Here is a 16706-nt window from a genome sequence, read left to right on the forward strand (position 1 = left end):
TCTGCCTCAGAGGTCGAACTTGATGCCCTGGGCCAGCGGCAGCGCGTCGGAGTAGTTGATGGTGTTGGTCTGGCGGCGCATGTAGACCTTCCACGCGTCGGAACCGGATTCACGGCCACCGCCGGTTTCCTTCTCGCCGCCGAAGGCGCCGCCGATCTCGGCGCCCGAGGTGCCGATGTTGACGTTGGCGATGCCGCAGTCGGAGCCCGACGCGGCCAGGAAGGCCTCGGCCGCCTTGAGGTTCTGCGTGAAGATCGCCGACGACAGGCCCTGCGGCACGTCGTTCTGCATGGCGATGGCGTCCTCGAGGTCCGAGTACGGCATGACGTACAGGATCGGCGCGAAGGTCTCGTGCTGGACGATCTCGTCGCTGTTCTTCAGGCCGGTGACGATGGTGGGCAGCACGAAGTTGCCCGGGCGGTCGATGCGCGCGCCGCCGGTTTCCACCTTGCCGCCGCTGGCCTTGGCCTTGGCGATGGCGTCGAGGTAGGCGTCCACGGCGTCGGCGCTGTTGAGCGGGCCCATCAGGTTGGCCGGGTCGGTCGGGTCGCCGATCTTCTTCTCCACCTGCTTGTAGGCCGCGACCAGCTTGGCCAGCACGTCGGCGTAGATGGACTCGTGCACGAACAGGCGGCGGGTGGTGGTGCAGCGCTGGCCGGCGGTGCCGACGGCGCCGAAGGCGATGGCCGGGATGGCCAGCTTCAGGTCCGCGGACGGGTCGACGATGATCGCGTTGTTGCCGCCCAGCTCGAGCAGCGAACGGCCCATGCGGCGCGCGACGCGCTCGCCGACGTGGCGGCCCACGCGGGTGGAGCCGGTGAAGCTGATCAGCGGGATGCGCTTGTCGTCGACGAAGTGCGCGGCCAGGTCGCTGCCGGCGTCGTTGAACAGGAAGAAGATGTCCGGGAAGCCGCCGGCGCGCAGGGCCTCGTTGCAGATCTTCATCGAGGCGATGGCCGACAGCGGGGTCTTGGGCGAGGGCTTCCAGATGCACACGTCGCCGCAGACGCCGGCCACGAAGCTGTTCCAGGCCCACACCGCCACCGGGAAGTTGAAGGCCGAGATGATGCCGACGATGCCCAGCGGGTGGTACTGCTCGTACATGCGGTGGCCCGGGCGCTCGGAGTGCATGGTCAGGCCGTAGAGCTGGCGCGAGAGGCCGACGGCGAATTCGCCGATGTCGATCATCTCCTGCACTTCGCCGTCGCCTTCCGGCTTGGACTTGCCCATTTCCAGCGCCACCAGCGAACCCAGCGCGTCCTTGTGCCTGCGCAGGGCTTCCGCGCACAGGCGGATGGCTTCGCCGCGCTTGGGCGCCGGGGTGGTGCGCCAGACCTTGAAGGCGGCCTGGGCGCGTTCGAGGATCAGGTCGTAGTCGGCCTGCGAGGACGCATAGACCTTGCCCAGCACCTCGCCGTTGCTCGGGTTGACCGGCTCGATCACGCCCGCGTCGCGGGTGGCCGACCACTCGCCATGGCCGAGGTAGGTGCCGGATTCCTGGCCGGTCAAGCCAAGGGCGGTGAGGACTGCGTGGGTCATTGCGTGCTCCGGAAAGGTGCGGCCGCGCTGCGGCCGGGGAATTGGCGGCCCCGATACGATTCGAACGTACGACCTTCCCCTTAGGAGGGGGACGCTCTATCCAGCTGAGCTACGGGGCCAGGGCGCGCGGATTATCGCAGAAACCCCCGGTGGCCCCCAGTAGTGCGCTCAGTCCGGGTCCACCAGCGAGGCCGCGGGGCCGGCCACCGGCGAAACATGGGCGTCGCTCTCGAGGCCGGCGCCGGCGAAGGCCTGCTGCATCGCCTCGGCCGCGCGCCGCGCGGTGGCGGCGTCCGTGCACCAGGCGAACACGCTGGGGCCGGCGCCGGAGAGGCTGGCGCCCATCGCGCCGGCGTCCAGCGCCGCCTGCTTCACCGCGGCGAAGCCGGGCACCAGCGGCGCGCGCCGGGGTTCGACCAGCACGTCGCGCAGGCCGGCGCGGACCAGGCCCTCGTCGCCGCGCTCGCAGCCCAGCAGCACCTGCGCCAGGTTGGCGCCCTGCTCGACCACCGTGCCCAACGGGTAGGGCGGCGCCAGCACGGCGCGCGCGACCAGGGTTTCGAGCACGAAATGCGGGTGCACCAGCGCGCAGTGCCAGGCCGCGGGCACCTGCAGCCGCACCAGGCGGTCGGGCGTGGCCATCACCAGGCCGCCGAGCAGCATGGGCCCGACGTTGTCGCCGGTGCGGGCGCCGCTGGCCAGCGATTCGCCGGTGAGCGCGTGCGGGTAGAGCGCCTCGCGCGGCAGCGGCGCATCGAGCAGGGCGTTCGCGGCCACCAGCGCCGCCACGCAGGAAGCGGCGGAGCCGCCCATGCCGGAGCCGAGCGCGATGCCCTTGTCGAGTTCCACTTCGAAGCCGTGGCGCAGGCCGAGCGCGGCCGCGAGCGAGAGCAGGGCGGCGCCGGCGGTGTTGCGCGCGGCTTCGAACGGCAGGTCGGTGGTGACGCCGCGGATGGCGGTGATGCGCACGCCCGGGGCGTCCACCCGGCGCACCGTGGCCCGGTCGCCGGGGCCGGCCACGCTGTGGCCCAGCAGGTCGAAGCCGACGCCGATGTTGCCGACCGAGGCGGGGGAGAAGGCGGTGGCAGTGCGGGTCACGTGGGTCCGGTGAAAAAGAAAGGGCCGGGCTTGCGGCCCGGCCCTTTCGGAATCGTGGTGGAGAGGATGGGGATCGAACCCACGACCTCGTCATTGCGAACGACGCGCTCTCCCAGCTGAGCTACCCCCCCACGGAAGGTCGGGAAATTATAGAGGCATGTTCCGGCGATGGCTAGCGGCCGGACAAAATCGGCGCCAGGCGCGGTTCCAGCAGCTCGCGGCGCCAGCCTTCCAGGGCCTCGGGCCAGCCGCGGCCCTCGAGCAGGGCCTCGAGGTGGCGGCGGGCGCAGAGCAGGCCTTCGGGCAGGCCCTGGGCCTCGGCCACGGCGGCCACGGCCTGCTGCAGGGCCTTCAGACGCTGCTTGTCGACGGCGTCGCCGCTGACCATCGGTATGTCGCGGTCGGCGGCAGTCACCGGGGCCGACAGGGTTTCCCAGAGCTCGCCGCGCGACTTGCGCGGGGCCTTCGGATGGCGGTCGAGCACGGCGCCGAATTCGCGGAAGTCCGCCGGCGGGCGGCGGGCCAGCGCCACGGCCAGTTCGTTGTCGAGGATCCAGCTCTTGGGTTTGTCGGCGCGGCGCGCTTCGCCCTCGCGCCAGCGCAGCATGCGGCACAGGCGCACCTGGCCGTCGGCGTCCAGGCCCTGCGCGCTGCGCACGCCCAGGTGCGGGTAGGGGTCGTCGCCGTCCTGGGCGGCGTTGCGCAGGGCGCGTTCGGCGTCGGCGCGCAGCCAGGCGTGGCGGCCGCGTTCGGCCAGTTCCTTGTCCAGGAAGGCGTGCACGGCGTGCAGGTGGCGCACGTCGTCGGCGGCGTATTCACGCTGGGAGTCGCTGAGCGGGCGGCGCAGCCAGTCCGAGCGGGTTTCGCCCTTGGCCAGCTGCACGCCGATGACCTGTTCCACCAGCTTCTGGTAGCCCAGGCCGGCGCCCAGCCCGCACATGGCGGCGGCCACCTGGGTGTCGAACAGCGGCGAAGGCAGGGCCTGGCAGCCGCGCTGCAGGGCCTGCAGGTCTTCGCTGGCGCTGTGCATGAGCTTGGTCACCGCCGGGTCGAGCAGCAGCGGGCGCAGGGCTTCGGCCATGCCCGGTACCAGCGGGTCCACCAGGAGGATTTCGCCGGGGACGGCCAGTTGCACCAGGGCCAGCTGCGGGTAGTAGGTGCGTTCGCGGATGAATTCGGTATCCAGCGCCACCAGGGGCTGGCCGGCCCAGCGGGCGAGGGTTTCGGAAAGGGCTTGCGGGGAGGAGATCCAGTGGTGCACGGGGTTCGCTGCGGTTGCCAGGAGCCGGCACCTTAGCCTAAGTTCGGCTCGCCAGACCGATCCGACGCCAGGGGCGCCGCCGTTCCACGACGATGACCACGCTTGAGCGAATCCTCCCGGTCGGGCTGTTGGCCGCCCTGCTGCTGGCGGGCTGCGGCGCGTCCCCCGATCCCGATGCCGCCGCGCCTGCCGGGGCGCCCGCGCCCGTGGACCCGGCCGAACTCGAGGCAGAGGTGGTGCTGGCGCCGCTGGCCGAAGAGGCCGTGGTGCCGGCCTGGACGCCGGAGATCACCCCGGTGCCCGCGAACCGCATCCGCCAGGCGCTCAAGGCCGCCGCCGCCGACGAAGCCGCAGGCCGGTTGCTGGCCGAGCCGGTGCCGGCGCCCATCGATGCCGCCGCGGTCGAAGGTGCCGCCGAAGCCGAGGCCCCCGCGCCCGGCGCGCTCGAGCGCTACCTGGGCGTGCTCGCCACCGACGCCACGGAAGCCACCGCGCTCGCGGGCGTCGAACGCATCCTGGCCGAGCTTCAGGGCCGCGGCCGCGCCGCCCTGGCCGAAGCGCGCTTCGCCGACGCCGAGCGCTACGAGCGCGTCTGCACCCGCGCCCAGCCCCAGCACCCGGGCCTGGCCGCCTACCGCGAGGCCATCGCCGCGGCCCGGCGTGCGCAGGAAAGCGTGCGCCTGGCCGAAGCCCGCGCCGCCGCCAACCGCATCTTCAAGCCCGAGGGTGGCGGCGCCGTGGTGGCGTACCGCGAGGCGCTGGCGGCGTTCCCCGACTACGCGCCGGCCCGCGACGGCCTGGCCCGGCTGCAGGCCGCGCACCTCAACCGCGCGCTGCAGGCGGCGCAGGAAGGCGACTACGCCGGCTCCGAGCGCCTGCAGGCCGAAGCCGCGCGCATCGTGCCCGACTCGAGCGCGCTGCAGGACATGGCCGCGCGCATCGTCGAACTGCGCCAGTCGCGCACCGAACAGCTGCTGGCCCAGGGCCATGCGGCCGTGGACGCGCTGGACCTCGAACTCGCCGCGCGCCGGCTGGCCGAAGCCGAGCAGGTGTCGCTGCAGGCCCAGGGCCTGGACGCGCTGGGCGAACGCATCACCATGGCGCGGCACTACGGTCGCTTCCGCCCGGGGCAGGTGTTCCGCGAGCCGCTGGCCATCGGCGGCGAGGCGCCGGAGATGGTGGTGCTGGCGCACGGCGCCTTCGAAATGGGTTCGCCCGAGGAGGAGCCGGGCCGCTTCGACAACGAAGGCCCGCGCCACGAAATCAGCTTCGCGCGCGGCTTCGCCATCGCCCGCAACGAAACCACCGTGGCCGAGTTCCGCGCCTTCGTCGAAGCCAGCGGCTACCGCAGCGTCGCCACCCGGCGCGGCCGCTCCACCGTGTACGACGAGAAGGGCGGCGTGATGGGCGAGCACGGCCGCGTGGACTGGCGCCGCGACTACGCTGGCAGCCCCGCCCAGCCGGAGCTGCCGGTGGTGCACGTGGCCTTCGAGGACGCCGAGGCCTACGCCGCCTGGCTGTCCGCGCAGACCGGCCAGCGTTACCGTCTGCCGAGCGAAGCCGAGTTCGAATACGCACTGCGCGCCGGCCGCACCGAGGCCTACCCCTGGGGCGAAGGCGTGCCCAGCCGCGTGGTCGGCAACCTCACCGGCGACGGCGACGAGTCGCGGCTCAAGCGCAAATGGGCCAATGCCATCCCCGCCTATGCCGACGGCCACTGGGGCCCGGCGCCGGTGCGCACCTATCCGGCCGAGGCCTTCGGCACCTTCGACCTGGTCGGCAATGTGTCGGAATGGGTGCTCGACTGCTGGCACGACAGCTACCGCCGCGCGCCGCGCGACGGCAGCGCCTGGGTCAACCCGGGCTGCGACGAGCGGGTACTGCGCGGCGCGTCCTGGGCCAGTTCGCTCGAGCGTGCGCGTTCGGCCTACCGGCAGTCGGCACCGGCCGAAACCACCAATGCGCGCGTGGGTTTCCGCGTGGTGCGCGAACTCTGACCCGCGTCAGAAGCTGATGAACAGGCCGCCGTTGACCGGCAGGTTCACGCCGGTGAGGTAGCCGGCGTCGTCGCCGCACAGGAACACCACCGCCCGCGCCACGTCGGCCGGTTCGCCGATACGGCCCGCCGGCACCATGGCCAGCACCTGCTCGCGCACGGCCTCGGGCATGGCGTCGGTCATCGGCGTGCGGATGTAACCGGGGCTCACCGTGTTCACGGTGACGCCCTTGCGCGCCAGTTCGCGCGCCAGCGCCATGGTGAAACCGTGCAGGCCGGCCTTGGCGGCGGCGTAGTTGGTCTGCCCGAACTGGCCGGTCTGGCCGTTCACCGAGGAAATGTTGACGATGCGGCCGAAGCCGCGCGCGGCCATGCCCTCGGCCAGCAGCTTGCAGAGCACGAAGGCGCTGTCGAGGTTCACCGTCATCACCTGGTCCCACTGCTCGCGGCTCATGTTGCGCAGCGTGGCGTCGCGGGTGATGCCGGCGGCATTCACCAGCACGTCCACCTCGCCGTGGCTGGCGCGGGCGCTGGCGATGGCGGCGGCGCAGCCGGCCTCGTCGGTGACGTCCATGGGCAGGAACACCACGTCGTGCCCGGCCATGTCCGCCTCGAAGCGCGTGTGGCGCTCCGGCGACAGCGGCAGGTCGGCGGCCAGCACGCGGTGGCCGGCGCGGGCGAGCTGGCGGCAGGTTTCCGCGCCGATGCCACCGGCGCCCCCGGTGACCAGGGCGATGCGCGGGGGCGTGGCCATTTCAGCGCGTGCGCGGCTTGGCGGCGGGGCGGGCCGGCTTGCGCGGCGGCGTGGCGCCGGTGCCGCCGCCCAGGCCCTGCTGGAAGGAACGCCAGAGTTCGAGGTTGCGTTCGGCGAGCTGGTTGAGCAGTGACCACGGCGCCTGGCCCACCAGCTGGCCGATCTGGCCGCGCACGTTCTGCTGCTGCTCGAGGAAGAACTGCAGGCTGCGCTCGAGGAAGCTGCCCAGGTGGCCCTGCAGGGAATCGCCGCGGAAGCGGATCACCTGGGTGAGCAGTTCGGTGGTGAAGATCGGCTGCCCGTGCTCCTCGTGCTCGGCGATGATCTGCATCAGCACGCCGCGGGTGATGTCGTTGCCGCTGCGGGCGTCGCGCACCACGAAGTCTTCCTTGTCCACGATCAGCTGCCGCACGTCCTCCAGCGTCACGTAACTGGATATCTCGGTGTCGTACAGGCGGCGGTTGGGGTACTTCTTGATGATGCGGACGTGCGACATGCAGGGCACCGGAAGTTCGCGACGGCAGGCGAGTTTCCGAGCATCCCGCATGGGGACGTGCCATGCAAGCCAGCGCGCACGCCGCCTTCACGGCTTCGTGACGGAGGCCACGCCCGGCGGCGCCGCGCGCCGCGGAATGCGCGCGGGCTCGAAGGCCGGCAGGGCGCGCTCCAGCGCCTTCGCCGCCGGCAGGGCGGCGGGCCAGCGCGCCGCGTCCTGGCCCAGGAAGCGCCAGGCGGCGGCCAGGGCCGGGCCCGGGTCGGCGGGGTCCACCGGCAGCGCGGCCAGCGACTTGCCGAGCTTGCGGCCCTCGGCGTCGAGCACCAGCGGCAGGTGCGCGTAACCCGGCGTGGGCAGGCCCAGCCGCCGCTGCAGCAGGATCTGCCGCGGCGTGGAGTCGAGCAGGTCGGCGCCGCGCACCACGTCGGTGAGGCCCTGCGCGCCGTCGTCCACCACCACCGCCAGCTGGTAGGCCCAGAAGCCGTCGGCGCGGCGAAGCACGAAGTCGCCCACTTCGCGCGCCAGCGCCTGTTCGAAGTGGCCCTGGATGCGGTCCTCGAAGCCCAGGGTTTCGTCGGGCACGCGCAGGCGGATGGCCGGCGTGCGCCCGGCGCCGCGGCCGACGCAGGCGCGGTGGATGCCGCCCGCGGCTTCGAGTTCACTGCGGCTGCAGCGGCACTCGAAGGCCTCGCCGCGCGCCAGCAGGCCGTCGAGCGCGTCGGCATAAAGCGCGCCACGTTCGCTCTGGAACACCGGCGGCTGGTCGGCCTCCAGGCCGAAGGCGGCCAGGGTGGCCAGCTGCGCGCGGGCCGCGCCGGGGACTTCACGGGGCGGGTCGAGGTCTTCGATGCGGACCAGCCATTCACCGCCGTGGTGCCGGGCGAACAGCCAGCTGCCCAGCGCGGCCACCAGCGACCCGAAGTGCAGGGGGCCGGTGGGCGAGGGCGCGAAACGGCCGCGGTAGGTCGGGCTTGGGTCCATCACGACTTGAATTTAACCGTCACTGCGTACATTTAACCCCAGAACGGCGGACTTTCCGCCCCAGCCAACCGCAAGGGAAAACCATGTTCAAGCGCGTCGCCCTCTTCCTAGCCACCAACCTGGCCGTCCTGGTGCTGCTCGGCCTGGTCATGAGCGTCCTGCAGAACGTCTTCGGCGTCACCCTCGGCAACAACGGCGCCCTGCTGCTGTTCGCGGCGGTGTTCGGCTTCGGCGGCGCCTTCATCTCGCTGGCCATCTCCAAGTGGATGGCCAAGCGCAGCACCGGCATGCACCTGATCACCCAGCCGCGCAACGAAGGCGAGGCCTGGCTGGTGAACACCGTGCGCCGCCAGGCCGAGGCGGCCGGCATCGCCATGCCCGAGGTGGGCATCTACGACGCGCCTGAGATCAATGCCTTCGCCACCGGCCCCAGCCGCAACAACGCGCTGGTGGCGGTGTCCACCGGCCTGCTGCGCAGCATGTCGCGCGACGAGGCCGAGGCGGTGCTGGCGCATGAAGTCAGCCACGTCGCCAATGGCGACATGGTGACCATGGCGCTCATCCAGGGCGTGCTCAACACCTTCGTGATCTTCCTGGCGCGCGTGGTCGGCCGCGCGGTGGACGCCGCGCTCAGCGGCAACCGCGACGGCGGCACCGGCCCGTTCTACTTCCTGATCGTGCTGGTGCTCGACCTGGTGTTCGGCGTGCTGGCTTCGGTGGTGGCCATGTGGTTCAGCCGCTGGCGCGAGTTCCGCGCCGACGCCGGCGGCGCCCGCCTGGCCGGCCGCGAGAAGATGATCGCGGCGCTGCAGCGCCTGGCCCAGACCTACGGCCAGAGCACCCTGCCCAACGAAGTGCGCGCCTTCGGCATCTCCGGCGCCGTGGGCTTCGGCCTCAAGAAACTCTTCATGACCCACCCGCCGCTCGCCGAGCGCATCCAGGCCCTGCGCGACATGCCCGCTTCGATGTGAGCTTTTGTTTTGAACACGGATGACACGGATAAGAGCCGATAAACACGGATCGAGCGGAATCGGTTCAAGAGGCAAAAGAATGGCCCGGGGCTCACGCCTCCGGGCCATTGCTTTTTCACCCAATCGCTTTTGCCTTATCCGTGTTTATCGGCTCTTATCCGTGTCATCCGTGGCAAAAAACCAATGCCACCCGAAGCCCGGATCAGCCGAAGTCGTAGTTCATCTGCGGGCCGGCGGCGGCCAGGAAGTTGCCTTCGACGAAGTCCACGCCCATGCCGAACAGCACGCTCATGGTGCCGGCGTCGGAGACGAATTCGGCCAGGGCCAGCTTGCCGGCCTCGTGGGCCTTCTCGACGATGCCGCGCACCTGCTTCTGCACGTCCGGGTTCTTGCCCAGTTCCATGATGAAGCTGCGGTCGATCTTGAGGATGGCCGGCTCGAAGTGGGTGAGCATCTGGAAGGAGTTCAGGCCCGTGCCGAACTGCTCCAGCGCCACCCGGCAGCCCAGGGCCGAGACGGCCTTCTGGAACGACTGCAGCGCCTTGAGGTGGGTGAACACCTTCGATTCCGGGATCTGCAGCACCAGCCGGTCGCCCGGCACGCCGTGCGCCTTGAGCTGCTCGGCGATGTGGTTCTCCAGGCCGCCCTCGACCAGCGAAGCCGGGGTGATCTTCACGAACAGGTTGGTGTGCTTGCCGGCCTTGGCGCGCTCGGCGATGACGCCGACGGCGTGGGCGATGACCCAGCGGTCGATGTCGTCGAGCAGGCCGTGCTCCTCGGCGATGGCCAGGTAGGTCACCGGCGGGATGATCTCGCCGCCCGGGCCCTTCATGCGCAGGTAGACGTCGTAGTTCTCTTCCTCGGCGCCGGTGAGGCTGATGATCGGCTGGTAGTGCAGCACGAACTGGTCGCCGGCCAGGGCCTCGCGGATGCGCGCCACCCAGGCCTGGATGCGCTCTTCCTCGGCGCGGTCGCGCGCCGCCGGGTCGAAGATCTCGATGCGGTTGCCGCCCATGCCCTCGCAGGAGGCCAGGCACTGGCTGGACTTGGCCATCACCTGGGTGACCGAGGCGATCTTCTCGCCGATCTGCACGCCGCCGACGCTGACGCTGAGGTTCACCGAGCGCTCGCCGATTTCCAGGATGTGGTCCTTGAAGGCTTCGCGCAGGCGTTCGGCCTGGGCCTGGCTCTGCTTGTGGTCGTGCGCCAGGCACAGCACCGCGAAGCCGTGGTCGCTCATGCGGGCGGCCACGGTGTCGGCGTCGAGCGCGCCCTGCAGGCGCTGCGCGAAGCCCTTGATCAGGTCGTCGGCGGCGGCCAGGCCGATCTCGGCCAGCAGGTTCTCGTAGTGGTCCGGTTCGACCAGCAGCAGCGCCTGCTTGTCCTTGCCCTCGGTGGCGCGCATCACCGCGGCCTCGAGTTCGCCCATGAAGTACTGGCGGTTGTACATGCCGGTGAGCTGGTCGCGCTGGCGCAGCGTGTCGAGCTCCTTGACCATGTCGGCGTCCACCACCTGCTGGCGGAACACGATCTGCAGGCAGCTCTCGCCCTCGTAGGTGGCCTGGGTGAATTCCATGACCGCGTCGAAGGTGCTGCCGTCGGTGCGCTGGGCCTGGATCTCGAGCTGCTTGGGCGGGGCCTCGCCCTTGCCCAGCTTCTTGAGCAGCTGCTTGAAGCCGTCGGCGTGCTGGGGCGCGATCAGGTCGAGCACCGAGAGGCCCTCGATCTCGTCGAAGCCCTCGAAGCCGAACATCTCCAGGTAGGCGTCGTTGGCGCGGATGTGCATGCCCTCGTGCACGTAGGCGATCGGGTCGCGCGAGGAGGCGATGAGCGCGTCGCAGCGGCGCTCGGTTTCGCGCAGCGAGGCCTCGAGGTGGCGCAGGCCGCGGCGGGCGGTGAGGGCGGAGAATTCGGAGCGCACCACGGCCTGCACGTGCTCGGCGCGGTGGCGGATGGCGACGTCGCGGGTGCCGGCGGCCAGGGCGGCCAGCGCGGTCTTCTCGTCGAGCGTGGTGACCGAGGCGATCACCGGGATGTCCTTGCCGGTGGCGTTGACGCGCTCGACCACGGTGGCCAGCGGCAGGTACTTCGCCTCGAACGCGGCCAGCACCATGTCGATGCTCTGGCTGGCCAGCAGCTGCACCAGTTCGTCCTCGGATTCCGGGCGCTGCGGGCGCACGGCCATGCCGCCGTTGCGGAGATGGCTGATGAGTTGTTCAGCGTCCTCCAGGCGGTCTTCGACCAGGAGCAGGCGGATCACGGCGTCCTGCTGTGCCATCCGGGGGTCACTCCTTATGCATCAATGGCTTGCGCGGGGGGATTGAGACAATACCAGAATGTCGGCGGGGGCAACATCCGGGGCGGGGCTCAAAGCGGCGTTTTCGACGGGGCGCCGGCCACTTCCCGGACCAGGCGCGGCACCAGGTAGCCCGGCAGCCGCGCGGCCAGCTCGCCGTGCAGGGCCCGGGCCTCGTCGTCGGGCACCTCGAAATGGGCCGCGCCGGCCACCCGGTCGAGCTGGTGCAGGTAGTAGGGCAGGGTGCCGGCGGCGAACAGGGCCTCCGAGAGGTCGGCCAGGGCCGGCACCGAATCGTTGACACCCCGCAGCAGCACGGCCTGGTTGAGCAGGTGGGCGCCGGCCCCGCGCAGGCGGGCCAGGGACGCGGCCACGGGGGCGTCGATCTCGTTGGCGTGGTTGGCGTGCACCACCACCACCACCTGCTGCGGCAGGGCCGACAGCCAGGCCAGCAGCTCGGCGTCCACCCGCTCGGGCAGCACGATGGGCAGGCGGGTGTGCAGGCGCAGCCGGCGCACGTGCGGCAGGCCGGCCAGGGCACGGGTGAACTCGGCCAGCTTGGGCGTGGCCAGCGACAGCGGGTCGCCGCCCGACAGCAGCACTTCCGACACGCCGGTGTCGGCGGCCAGGTAGTCCAGGGCCTCGCGCCACTGCCCGGCCGCGGCGGTCTGCTCGGCGTAGGGGTAGTGGCGGCGGAAGCAGTAGCGGCAGTGCACGGCGCAGCTGCCCGTGGCCACCAGCAGCACCCGGCCGCGGTACTTGTGGATCACGCCGGTGCCGCCGCTGGCGGCCAGGTCGCCGACGGCGTCGAGGCCATAACCGGGGGCCGGCTGGTCTTCGTCGTCGAGTGGCAGCACCTGGCGCAGCAGCGGGTCGTGCGGGTCGCCCCGGCGCATGCGCGCCACGAAACCGCGCGGCACCCGCAGCGGGAACTGCGCGGCGGCACCGGCCGAAACCCGCGCGGCAAGCCCGGGCAGGCCCACCAGCGCCAGCAGCTCGGCCGGGTCACGCACGGCGTCGCGCCACAGCTGCTGCCAGCGGGCGGGGGTGGTCGGGCTCTGCTGCAGGGACGGGGCTGGGCCGGTTATCATGTCGGGCTTGGACGGGGCCCGCCTGGGCGCCCGGAAAGATCACCCATTGTAGCCGTCCCGCCCACCGCGGCGGCCAGCCCGACCCAGGAGATACGCATGGCCAGCTATGGCATGAACGACGTCAAGAACGGCATGAAGATCATCGTCAACAACGAGCCGTGCGTGATCACCGACACCGAGTACGTGAAGCCGGGCAAGGGCCAGGCCTTCACCCGCGTGCGCTACCGCTTCATCAAGTCGGGCCGCACGGTCGAGCTGACCATGAAGGCCACCGACAGCCTCGAGGCCGCCGACGTCGTCGACACCGACATGAACTTCCTCTACTCCGACGGCGAGTACTGGCACTTCATGCAGCCCGAGACCTTCGAGCAGGTGCAGGCCGACGCCGCCGGCATCGGCGAGACCAAGAACTGGCTCAAGGGCGAGGAAGCCTGCGTGGTGACGCTCTGGAACGGCACCCCGATCGCGGTGCAGGCGCCGAACTTCGTCGAGCTCAAGATCGTCGAGACCGACCCGGGCCTGCGCGGCGACACCTCGGGCGGCGGCGGCAAGCCGGCCAAGCTCGAGACCGGCGCGGTGGTGCGCGTGCCGCTGTTCGTGAACCAGGACGAAGTCATCAAGGTGGACACCCGCTCCGGCGAGTACGTCTCCCGGGTGAAGTGACCGGATGACCACGAGCGCCGCGCCGCAGGCCTGCGACCTCCTGATCGAAGCCGGCTGGGTCGTCCCGGTCGAGCCGCACGGCGTGGTGCTGGAAGACCACGCCGTCGCCATCGGCGGCGGCCGCATCCTGGCCGTGCTGCCGCGGGCCGAGGCGCGGGCCCGGTTCGCCGCCGCCGAGGTGGTGGGCCGGCCGGAGTCGGTGCTCATCCCCGGCCTGGTCAACAGCCACTGCCACAACCCCATGACGCTGATGCGCGGCATGGCGGACGACCTGCCGCTGATGACCTGGCTGCAGGAACACATCTGGCCGGTCGAGGGCCAGGTGATCGGCCCGGAGTTCGTCGCCGACGGCATCGAGCTGGCCGTGGCCGAGATGCTGCGCGGCGGCACCACCGCCTGCGCCGAGAACTACTTCTTCCCGGACGTGCAGGCCAGCACCTATTCGCGCCTGGGCTTCCGCGCCCTGGTGGGCCTGCCGGTCATTGATTTCCCGACCGCCTGGGCCCGCACCCAGGACGAATACTTCGACAAGGCGCTGGAAGTGCACGACAACTGGCGCCGCGACCCGCTGGTGTCGCTGTGCTTCGTGCCGCACGCGCCCTACACGGTGAACGACGCCGGCTTCGAGCGCGTGCGCATGCTGGCCGACCAGCTCGACCTGGTCGTGCACTGCCACATCCACGAAACCGCGCACGAGAACGCCGAGGCCATGAAGGCCCACGGCATGCGCCAGCTGGCGCGCCTGGACCGCCTGGGCCTGGTCAACGACCGCCTGATGGCGGTGCACATGACCGACCTCACCGACGCCGAGATCGCCCTGTGCGCGGCCCGCGGCGTGTCGGTGGTGCACTGCCCGGAATCGAACCTCAAGCTGGCCTCGGGCTTCTGCCCCACGGCGAAGCTGCAGCAGGCCGGCGTGAACCTGGCCATCGGCACCGACGGCTGCGCCAGCAACAACGACCTCGACATGTTCGGCGAAATGCGCACCGCCGCCCTGCTGGCCAAGGGCGTCTCGGGCGACGCCTCGGCGCTCGACGCCGCCAGCGCGCTGCGCGCCGCCACGCTCGGCAGCGCCCGCGCCATGGGCCTGGGCGAGCAGGTGGGCTCGATCGAAGCCGGCAAGCTGGCCGACCTGGTGTGCGTCGATCTCTCGCCGCTGGAAACCCAGCCGCTGCACCACGTGGTCTCGCAGCTCGTCTACGCCACCGGCCGCCACCAGGTGGCCGACGTGTGGGTGGCGGGTAAGTCGCGCGTTTCCGGCGGCCAGTTGCTCGACATCGACACCGACGCCATCCGCGCCAAGGCCCGCCGCTGGCGCGAACGCATCGCCGGCCTGAAGGGAGGCGCATGAACGCCACGCACGCCAACGCCAGCCAGGCCGAGCTCGACAAGTTCGGCGCGCTCGCCAGCCGCTGGTGGGACCCGCAGGGCCCGCAGCGCCCGCTGCACGAGCTCAACCCGGCGCGCCTGGGCTACGTGCGCGACCGCGCCGTGCTGGCCGGCGCCCGCGTGCTAGACGTGGGCTGCGGCGGAGGCCTGCTGAGCGAAGCGCTGGCGGGCGAGGGCGCCCGGGTCACCGCGCTCGACCTCGCGCCCGAACTCATCGACGTGGCCCGCCTGCACCTGCTCGAATCCGGCCGCCAGGTCGACTACCGCCTGCAGTCGGTGGAAGCGCTGGCGCAGGAAATGCCCGGCAGCTTCGACGCCATCACCTGCATGGAAATGCTCGAGCACGTGCCCGACCCGGGCGCCGTGCTGCAGGCCTGCGCCATCCTGCTCAAGCCGGGCGGCAAGCTGTTCCTGTCCACGCTCAACCGCACGCCGGCGGCGTTCGCGGTGGCCATCGTCGGCGCCGAATACGTGGCGCGCCTGCTGCCCAAGGGCACGCACGACTACAAGCAGTTCATCCGCCCGTCCGAACTGGCGGCCTGGCTGCGCGCGGCCGGCCTGCGCCTGGACGACGTGAGCGGCCTGGCCTACGACCCGCTGCGCCGCAAGGCCTGGGTGGGCGGCCCGACCGCGGTGAACTACCTCGCCTGCGCGGTGAAAGCCTGATGGCCGACGCGCCCGGCGTGGTGCTGTTCGACCTCGACGGCACCCTGGTGGACAGCGCGCCGGACCTGGCGCGCGCCGCGAACCGCGTGCTCGCCGACCACGGCCGCCCGCCGGTGGCCTACGAGCGCCTGCGCCAGGTGGTTTCCAAGGGCGGTCGCGCCATGCTGGCCGTGTCCTTCCCCGACCTGTCCGAGGCCGAGCGCGAACCGCTGCTGCCGGTGTTCCTGCGTTATTACGGCGAGGCGCTGGCGGTGGAGAGCCTGCTGTTCGACGGCGTCGGCGAACTGCTGGCGGCGCTGGACGCGCGCGGCATCCGCTGGGGCATCGTCACCAACAAACCCGAGGGCCTGGCCCGCGGCGTGGTGGAAGGTTTCGGCTGGCGCCAGCGCTGCGCCGTGCTGGTGGGCGGCGACACGCTGCCCGTGCGCAAGCCCGACCCGGCGCCGCTGCACCACGCCTGCGCCCAGCTGGGCATCGACGCCGCGAATGCGCTCTACGTCGGCGACGACCTGCGCGACGTGCAGGCCGCCCGCGCCGCCGGCATGCCCAGCGTGGCCGCGCTGTGGGGTTACCGCGAGGACGGCGACGACCCGCACCGCTGGCAGGCCGACCACCTCGCCGCCCGCGCCACCGACGTGCTGGCCCTGCTGCCATGAGCGCGAACGACGAGGCCATCGCCCACTTCGTGGCCAAGTGGCACCGGCGCGAACCGGAAATGGCCCAGGCCGAGGTCTTCTGCCCGGAGCAGGAGCGCCCGCGCTTCCGCGCCTGGGGCGCGCTGGTGCATGAACTGCGCGAGGCGGGCTTCGAGCTCAGCGACGTGCGCGTTTCCGCGGTGAAGAGCCAGTGGTGGAGCGAGGAGCTGGCCAACCTGCACGCCGGCCGCAGCCGCCACCCGGTGACCGCGCCGCTGCTGGGCGCCGACGCCGACTGGCCGCGCCTGGGCCAGGCCCTGATGCGCCAGGTGGTGGACGAGCAGCGCCCCGCCGACGCCACCCAGGCGCTGGCCCAGGTGATACCGCTGGCCTCGGCGCTGGCCGATGTCGAAGCCGCGGTGTTCGGCGCCCGCGCCGGCGAACACGACGCCCGCGCCCTGGCCGTGCACCTGCTGCTGCAGCGCCTGCCCGCCGGCCTGGCCGCCGACGACCAGGCCCTGCTGCCGATGAACCTGCTGGCCCGCCACGGCCTCACCGCCGCCCAGGTGGCCGCGGGGCAGGGCGAGCCGCTGCTGCGCGACTGGGCCGCCGCGCTGGCCGCCGAACTGCCCGAGGCGCGCGCCCACGACAGCCTGTTCCGGCGCCTGCGCAGCGGCTTCGACCGCGCGCGCCTGGCCAGGCTGGCCAGGGGCCGCGGCTTCGACCCGCCCGGCCCCGTGGCCACGCTGCTGAGGGCCTGGCGGCTCGCCCGGCGGGCCTGAGACGCAACGTTGCGTCGCACGGCGCCGGCGCCCCGGCCACATTGACGTAACCTGCATCGCGCCCCATCTAGCTTGACGATCGTCTTTT

General features: G+C 71.8%; 15 protein-coding genes and 2 tRNA genes. 7 read left to right on the top strand and 10 right to left on the bottom strand.

Annotation, left to right across the window (positions count from 1 at the left end):
- Positions 1 to 6: 6 nt before the first annotated feature.
- From ACE3Q2_RS01070 to rnd, 5 genes are all read right to left on the bottom strand, one after another.
- The gene (locus tag ACE3Q2_RS01070; RefSeq protein WP_374472130.1) at positions 7 to 1539 is read right to left on the bottom strand and encodes an aldehyde dehydrogenase family protein; all 1533 of its coding nucleotides are present in this window, start codon (positions 1537 to 1539) and stop codon (positions 7 to 9) included.
- 42 nt (positions 1540 to 1581) lie between these two features.
- Positions 1582 to 1658 (bottom strand) — tRNA-Arg (locus ACE3Q2_RS01075).
- Between the two features lie 49 nt (positions 1659 to 1707).
- Positions 1708 to 2637, bottom strand: a complete 930-nt coding sequence (locus ACE3Q2_RS01080; protein ID WP_374472132.1) for a homoserine kinase — start codon at positions 2635 to 2637, stop codon at positions 1708 to 1710.
- 55 nt (positions 2638 to 2692) lie between these two features.
- Positions 2693 to 2768: transfer RNA gene (locus ACE3Q2_RS01085), tRNA-Ala, on the bottom strand.
- 41 nt (positions 2769 to 2809) lie between these two features.
- The gene (rnd, locus tag ACE3Q2_RS01090) at positions 2810 to 3898 is read right to left on the bottom strand and encodes a ribonuclease D (RefSeq protein ID WP_374472134.1); all 1089 of its coding nucleotides are present in this window, start codon (positions 3896 to 3898) and stop codon (positions 2810 to 2812) included.
- 128 nt (positions 3899 to 4026) lie between these two features.
- On the opposite strand from rnd, the gene ACE3Q2_RS01095 reads away from it, so the two are divergent.
- Complete coding sequence (locus ACE3Q2_RS01095) at positions 4027 to 5895, top strand: SUMF1/EgtB/PvdO family nonheme iron enzyme (protein ID WP_374472136.1); 1869 nt, start codon at positions 4027 to 4029, stop codon at positions 5893 to 5895.
- A 6-nt stretch (positions 5896 to 5901) separates the two neighbouring features.
- Here ACE3Q2_RS01095 and ACE3Q2_RS01100 read toward each other — a convergent pair whose 3' ends face one another.
- From ACE3Q2_RS01100 to gluQRS, 3 genes are all read right to left on the bottom strand, one after another.
- Positions 5902 to 6648 carry a beta-ketoacyl-ACP reductase gene (locus ACE3Q2_RS01100; protein ID WP_374472138.1) on the bottom strand — a complete coding sequence of 249 codons (747 nt, stop codon included), beginning with the start codon at positions 6646 to 6648 and terminating at the stop codon, positions 5902 to 5904.
- 1 nt (position 6649) lies between these two features.
- The gene (gene phaR / locus ACE3Q2_RS01105; RefSeq protein WP_374472140.1) at positions 6650 to 7144 is read right to left on the bottom strand and encodes a polyhydroxyalkanoate synthesis repressor PhaR; all 495 of its coding nucleotides are present in this window, start codon (positions 7142 to 7144) and stop codon (positions 6650 to 6652) included.
- An 87-nt stretch (positions 7145 to 7231) separates the two neighbouring features.
- Positions 7232 to 8125 carry a tRNA glutamyl-Q(34) synthetase GluQRS gene (gluQRS, locus tag ACE3Q2_RS01110; protein WP_374472142.1) on the bottom strand — a complete coding sequence of 298 codons (894 nt, stop codon included), beginning with the start codon at positions 8123 to 8125 and terminating at the stop codon, positions 7232 to 7234.
- An 83-nt stretch (positions 8126 to 8208) separates the two neighbouring features.
- Between gluQRS and htpX the strand changes: the two genes are divergently transcribed.
- Positions 8209 to 9096: a protease HtpX gene (htpX, locus tag ACE3Q2_RS01115; protein ID WP_374472144.1), complete on the top strand. Its 888-nt coding sequence runs from the start codon at positions 8209 to 8211 to the stop codon at positions 9094 to 9096.
- Between the two features lie 202 nt (positions 9097 to 9298).
- Here htpX and ACE3Q2_RS01120 read toward each other — a convergent pair whose 3' ends face one another.
- Positions 9299 to 11374 carry a GGDEF domain-containing protein gene (locus ACE3Q2_RS01120; RefSeq protein WP_231697417.1) on the bottom strand — a complete coding sequence of 692 codons (2076 nt, stop codon included), beginning with the start codon at positions 11372 to 11374 and terminating at the stop codon, positions 9299 to 9301.
- 89 nt (positions 11375 to 11463) lie between these two features.
- Positions 11464 to 12483 carry an EF-P beta-lysylation protein EpmB gene (gene epmB, locus ACE3Q2_RS01125; protein ID WP_231697418.1) on the bottom strand — a complete coding sequence of 340 codons (1020 nt, stop codon included), beginning with the start codon at positions 12481 to 12483 and terminating at the stop codon, positions 11464 to 11466.
- Between the two features lie 96 nt (positions 12484 to 12579).
- On the opposite strand from epmB, the gene efp reads away from it, so the two are divergent.
- The 5 genes from efp to ACE3Q2_RS01150 are packed head-to-tail and all read left to right on the top strand — an operon-like array spanning position 12580 to position 16618.
- Positions 12580 to 13146, top strand: a complete 567-nt coding sequence (gene efp, locus ACE3Q2_RS01130) for an elongation factor P (RefSeq protein ID WP_231697419.1) — start codon at positions 12580 to 12582, stop codon at positions 13144 to 13146.
- Between the two features lie 4 nt (positions 13147 to 13150).
- Positions 13151 to 14497 (top strand): TRZ/ATZ family hydrolase, encoded by a 1347-nt coding sequence (locus tag ACE3Q2_RS01135; RefSeq protein WP_231697420.1) that lies wholly within the window; start codon positions 13151 to 13153, stop codon positions 14495 to 14497.
- Entirely contained in the window at positions 14494 to 15201 is a 708-nt protein-coding gene (gene ubiG, locus ACE3Q2_RS01140) for a bifunctional 2-polyprenyl-6-hydroxyphenol methylase/3-demethylubiquinol 3-O-methyltransferase UbiG (RefSeq protein WP_231697421.1), read from the top strand. Before ACE3Q2_RS01135 ends, ubiG begins: the two co-directional genes overlap by 4 nt.
- Positions 15201 to 15857 (top strand): phosphoglycolate phosphatase, encoded by a 657-nt coding sequence (gph, locus tag ACE3Q2_RS01145; RefSeq protein WP_374472150.1) that lies wholly within the window; start codon positions 15201 to 15203, stop codon positions 15855 to 15857. Before ubiG ends, gph begins: the two co-directional genes overlap by 1 nt.
- Positions 15854 to 16618 carry a hypothetical protein gene (locus ACE3Q2_RS01150; protein WP_374472152.1) on the top strand — a complete coding sequence of 255 codons (765 nt, stop codon included), beginning with the start codon at positions 15854 to 15856 and terminating at the stop codon, positions 16616 to 16618. The genes gph and ACE3Q2_RS01150 overlap by 4 nt, the downstream gene beginning before the upstream one ends.
- Positions 16619 to 16706: the final 88 nt, after the last annotated feature.

This window comes from Arenimonas sp. (genome assembly GCF_041913985.1).
Classification (GTDB): domain Bacteria; phylum Pseudomonadota; class Gammaproteobacteria; order Xanthomonadales; family Xanthomonadaceae; genus Arenimonas.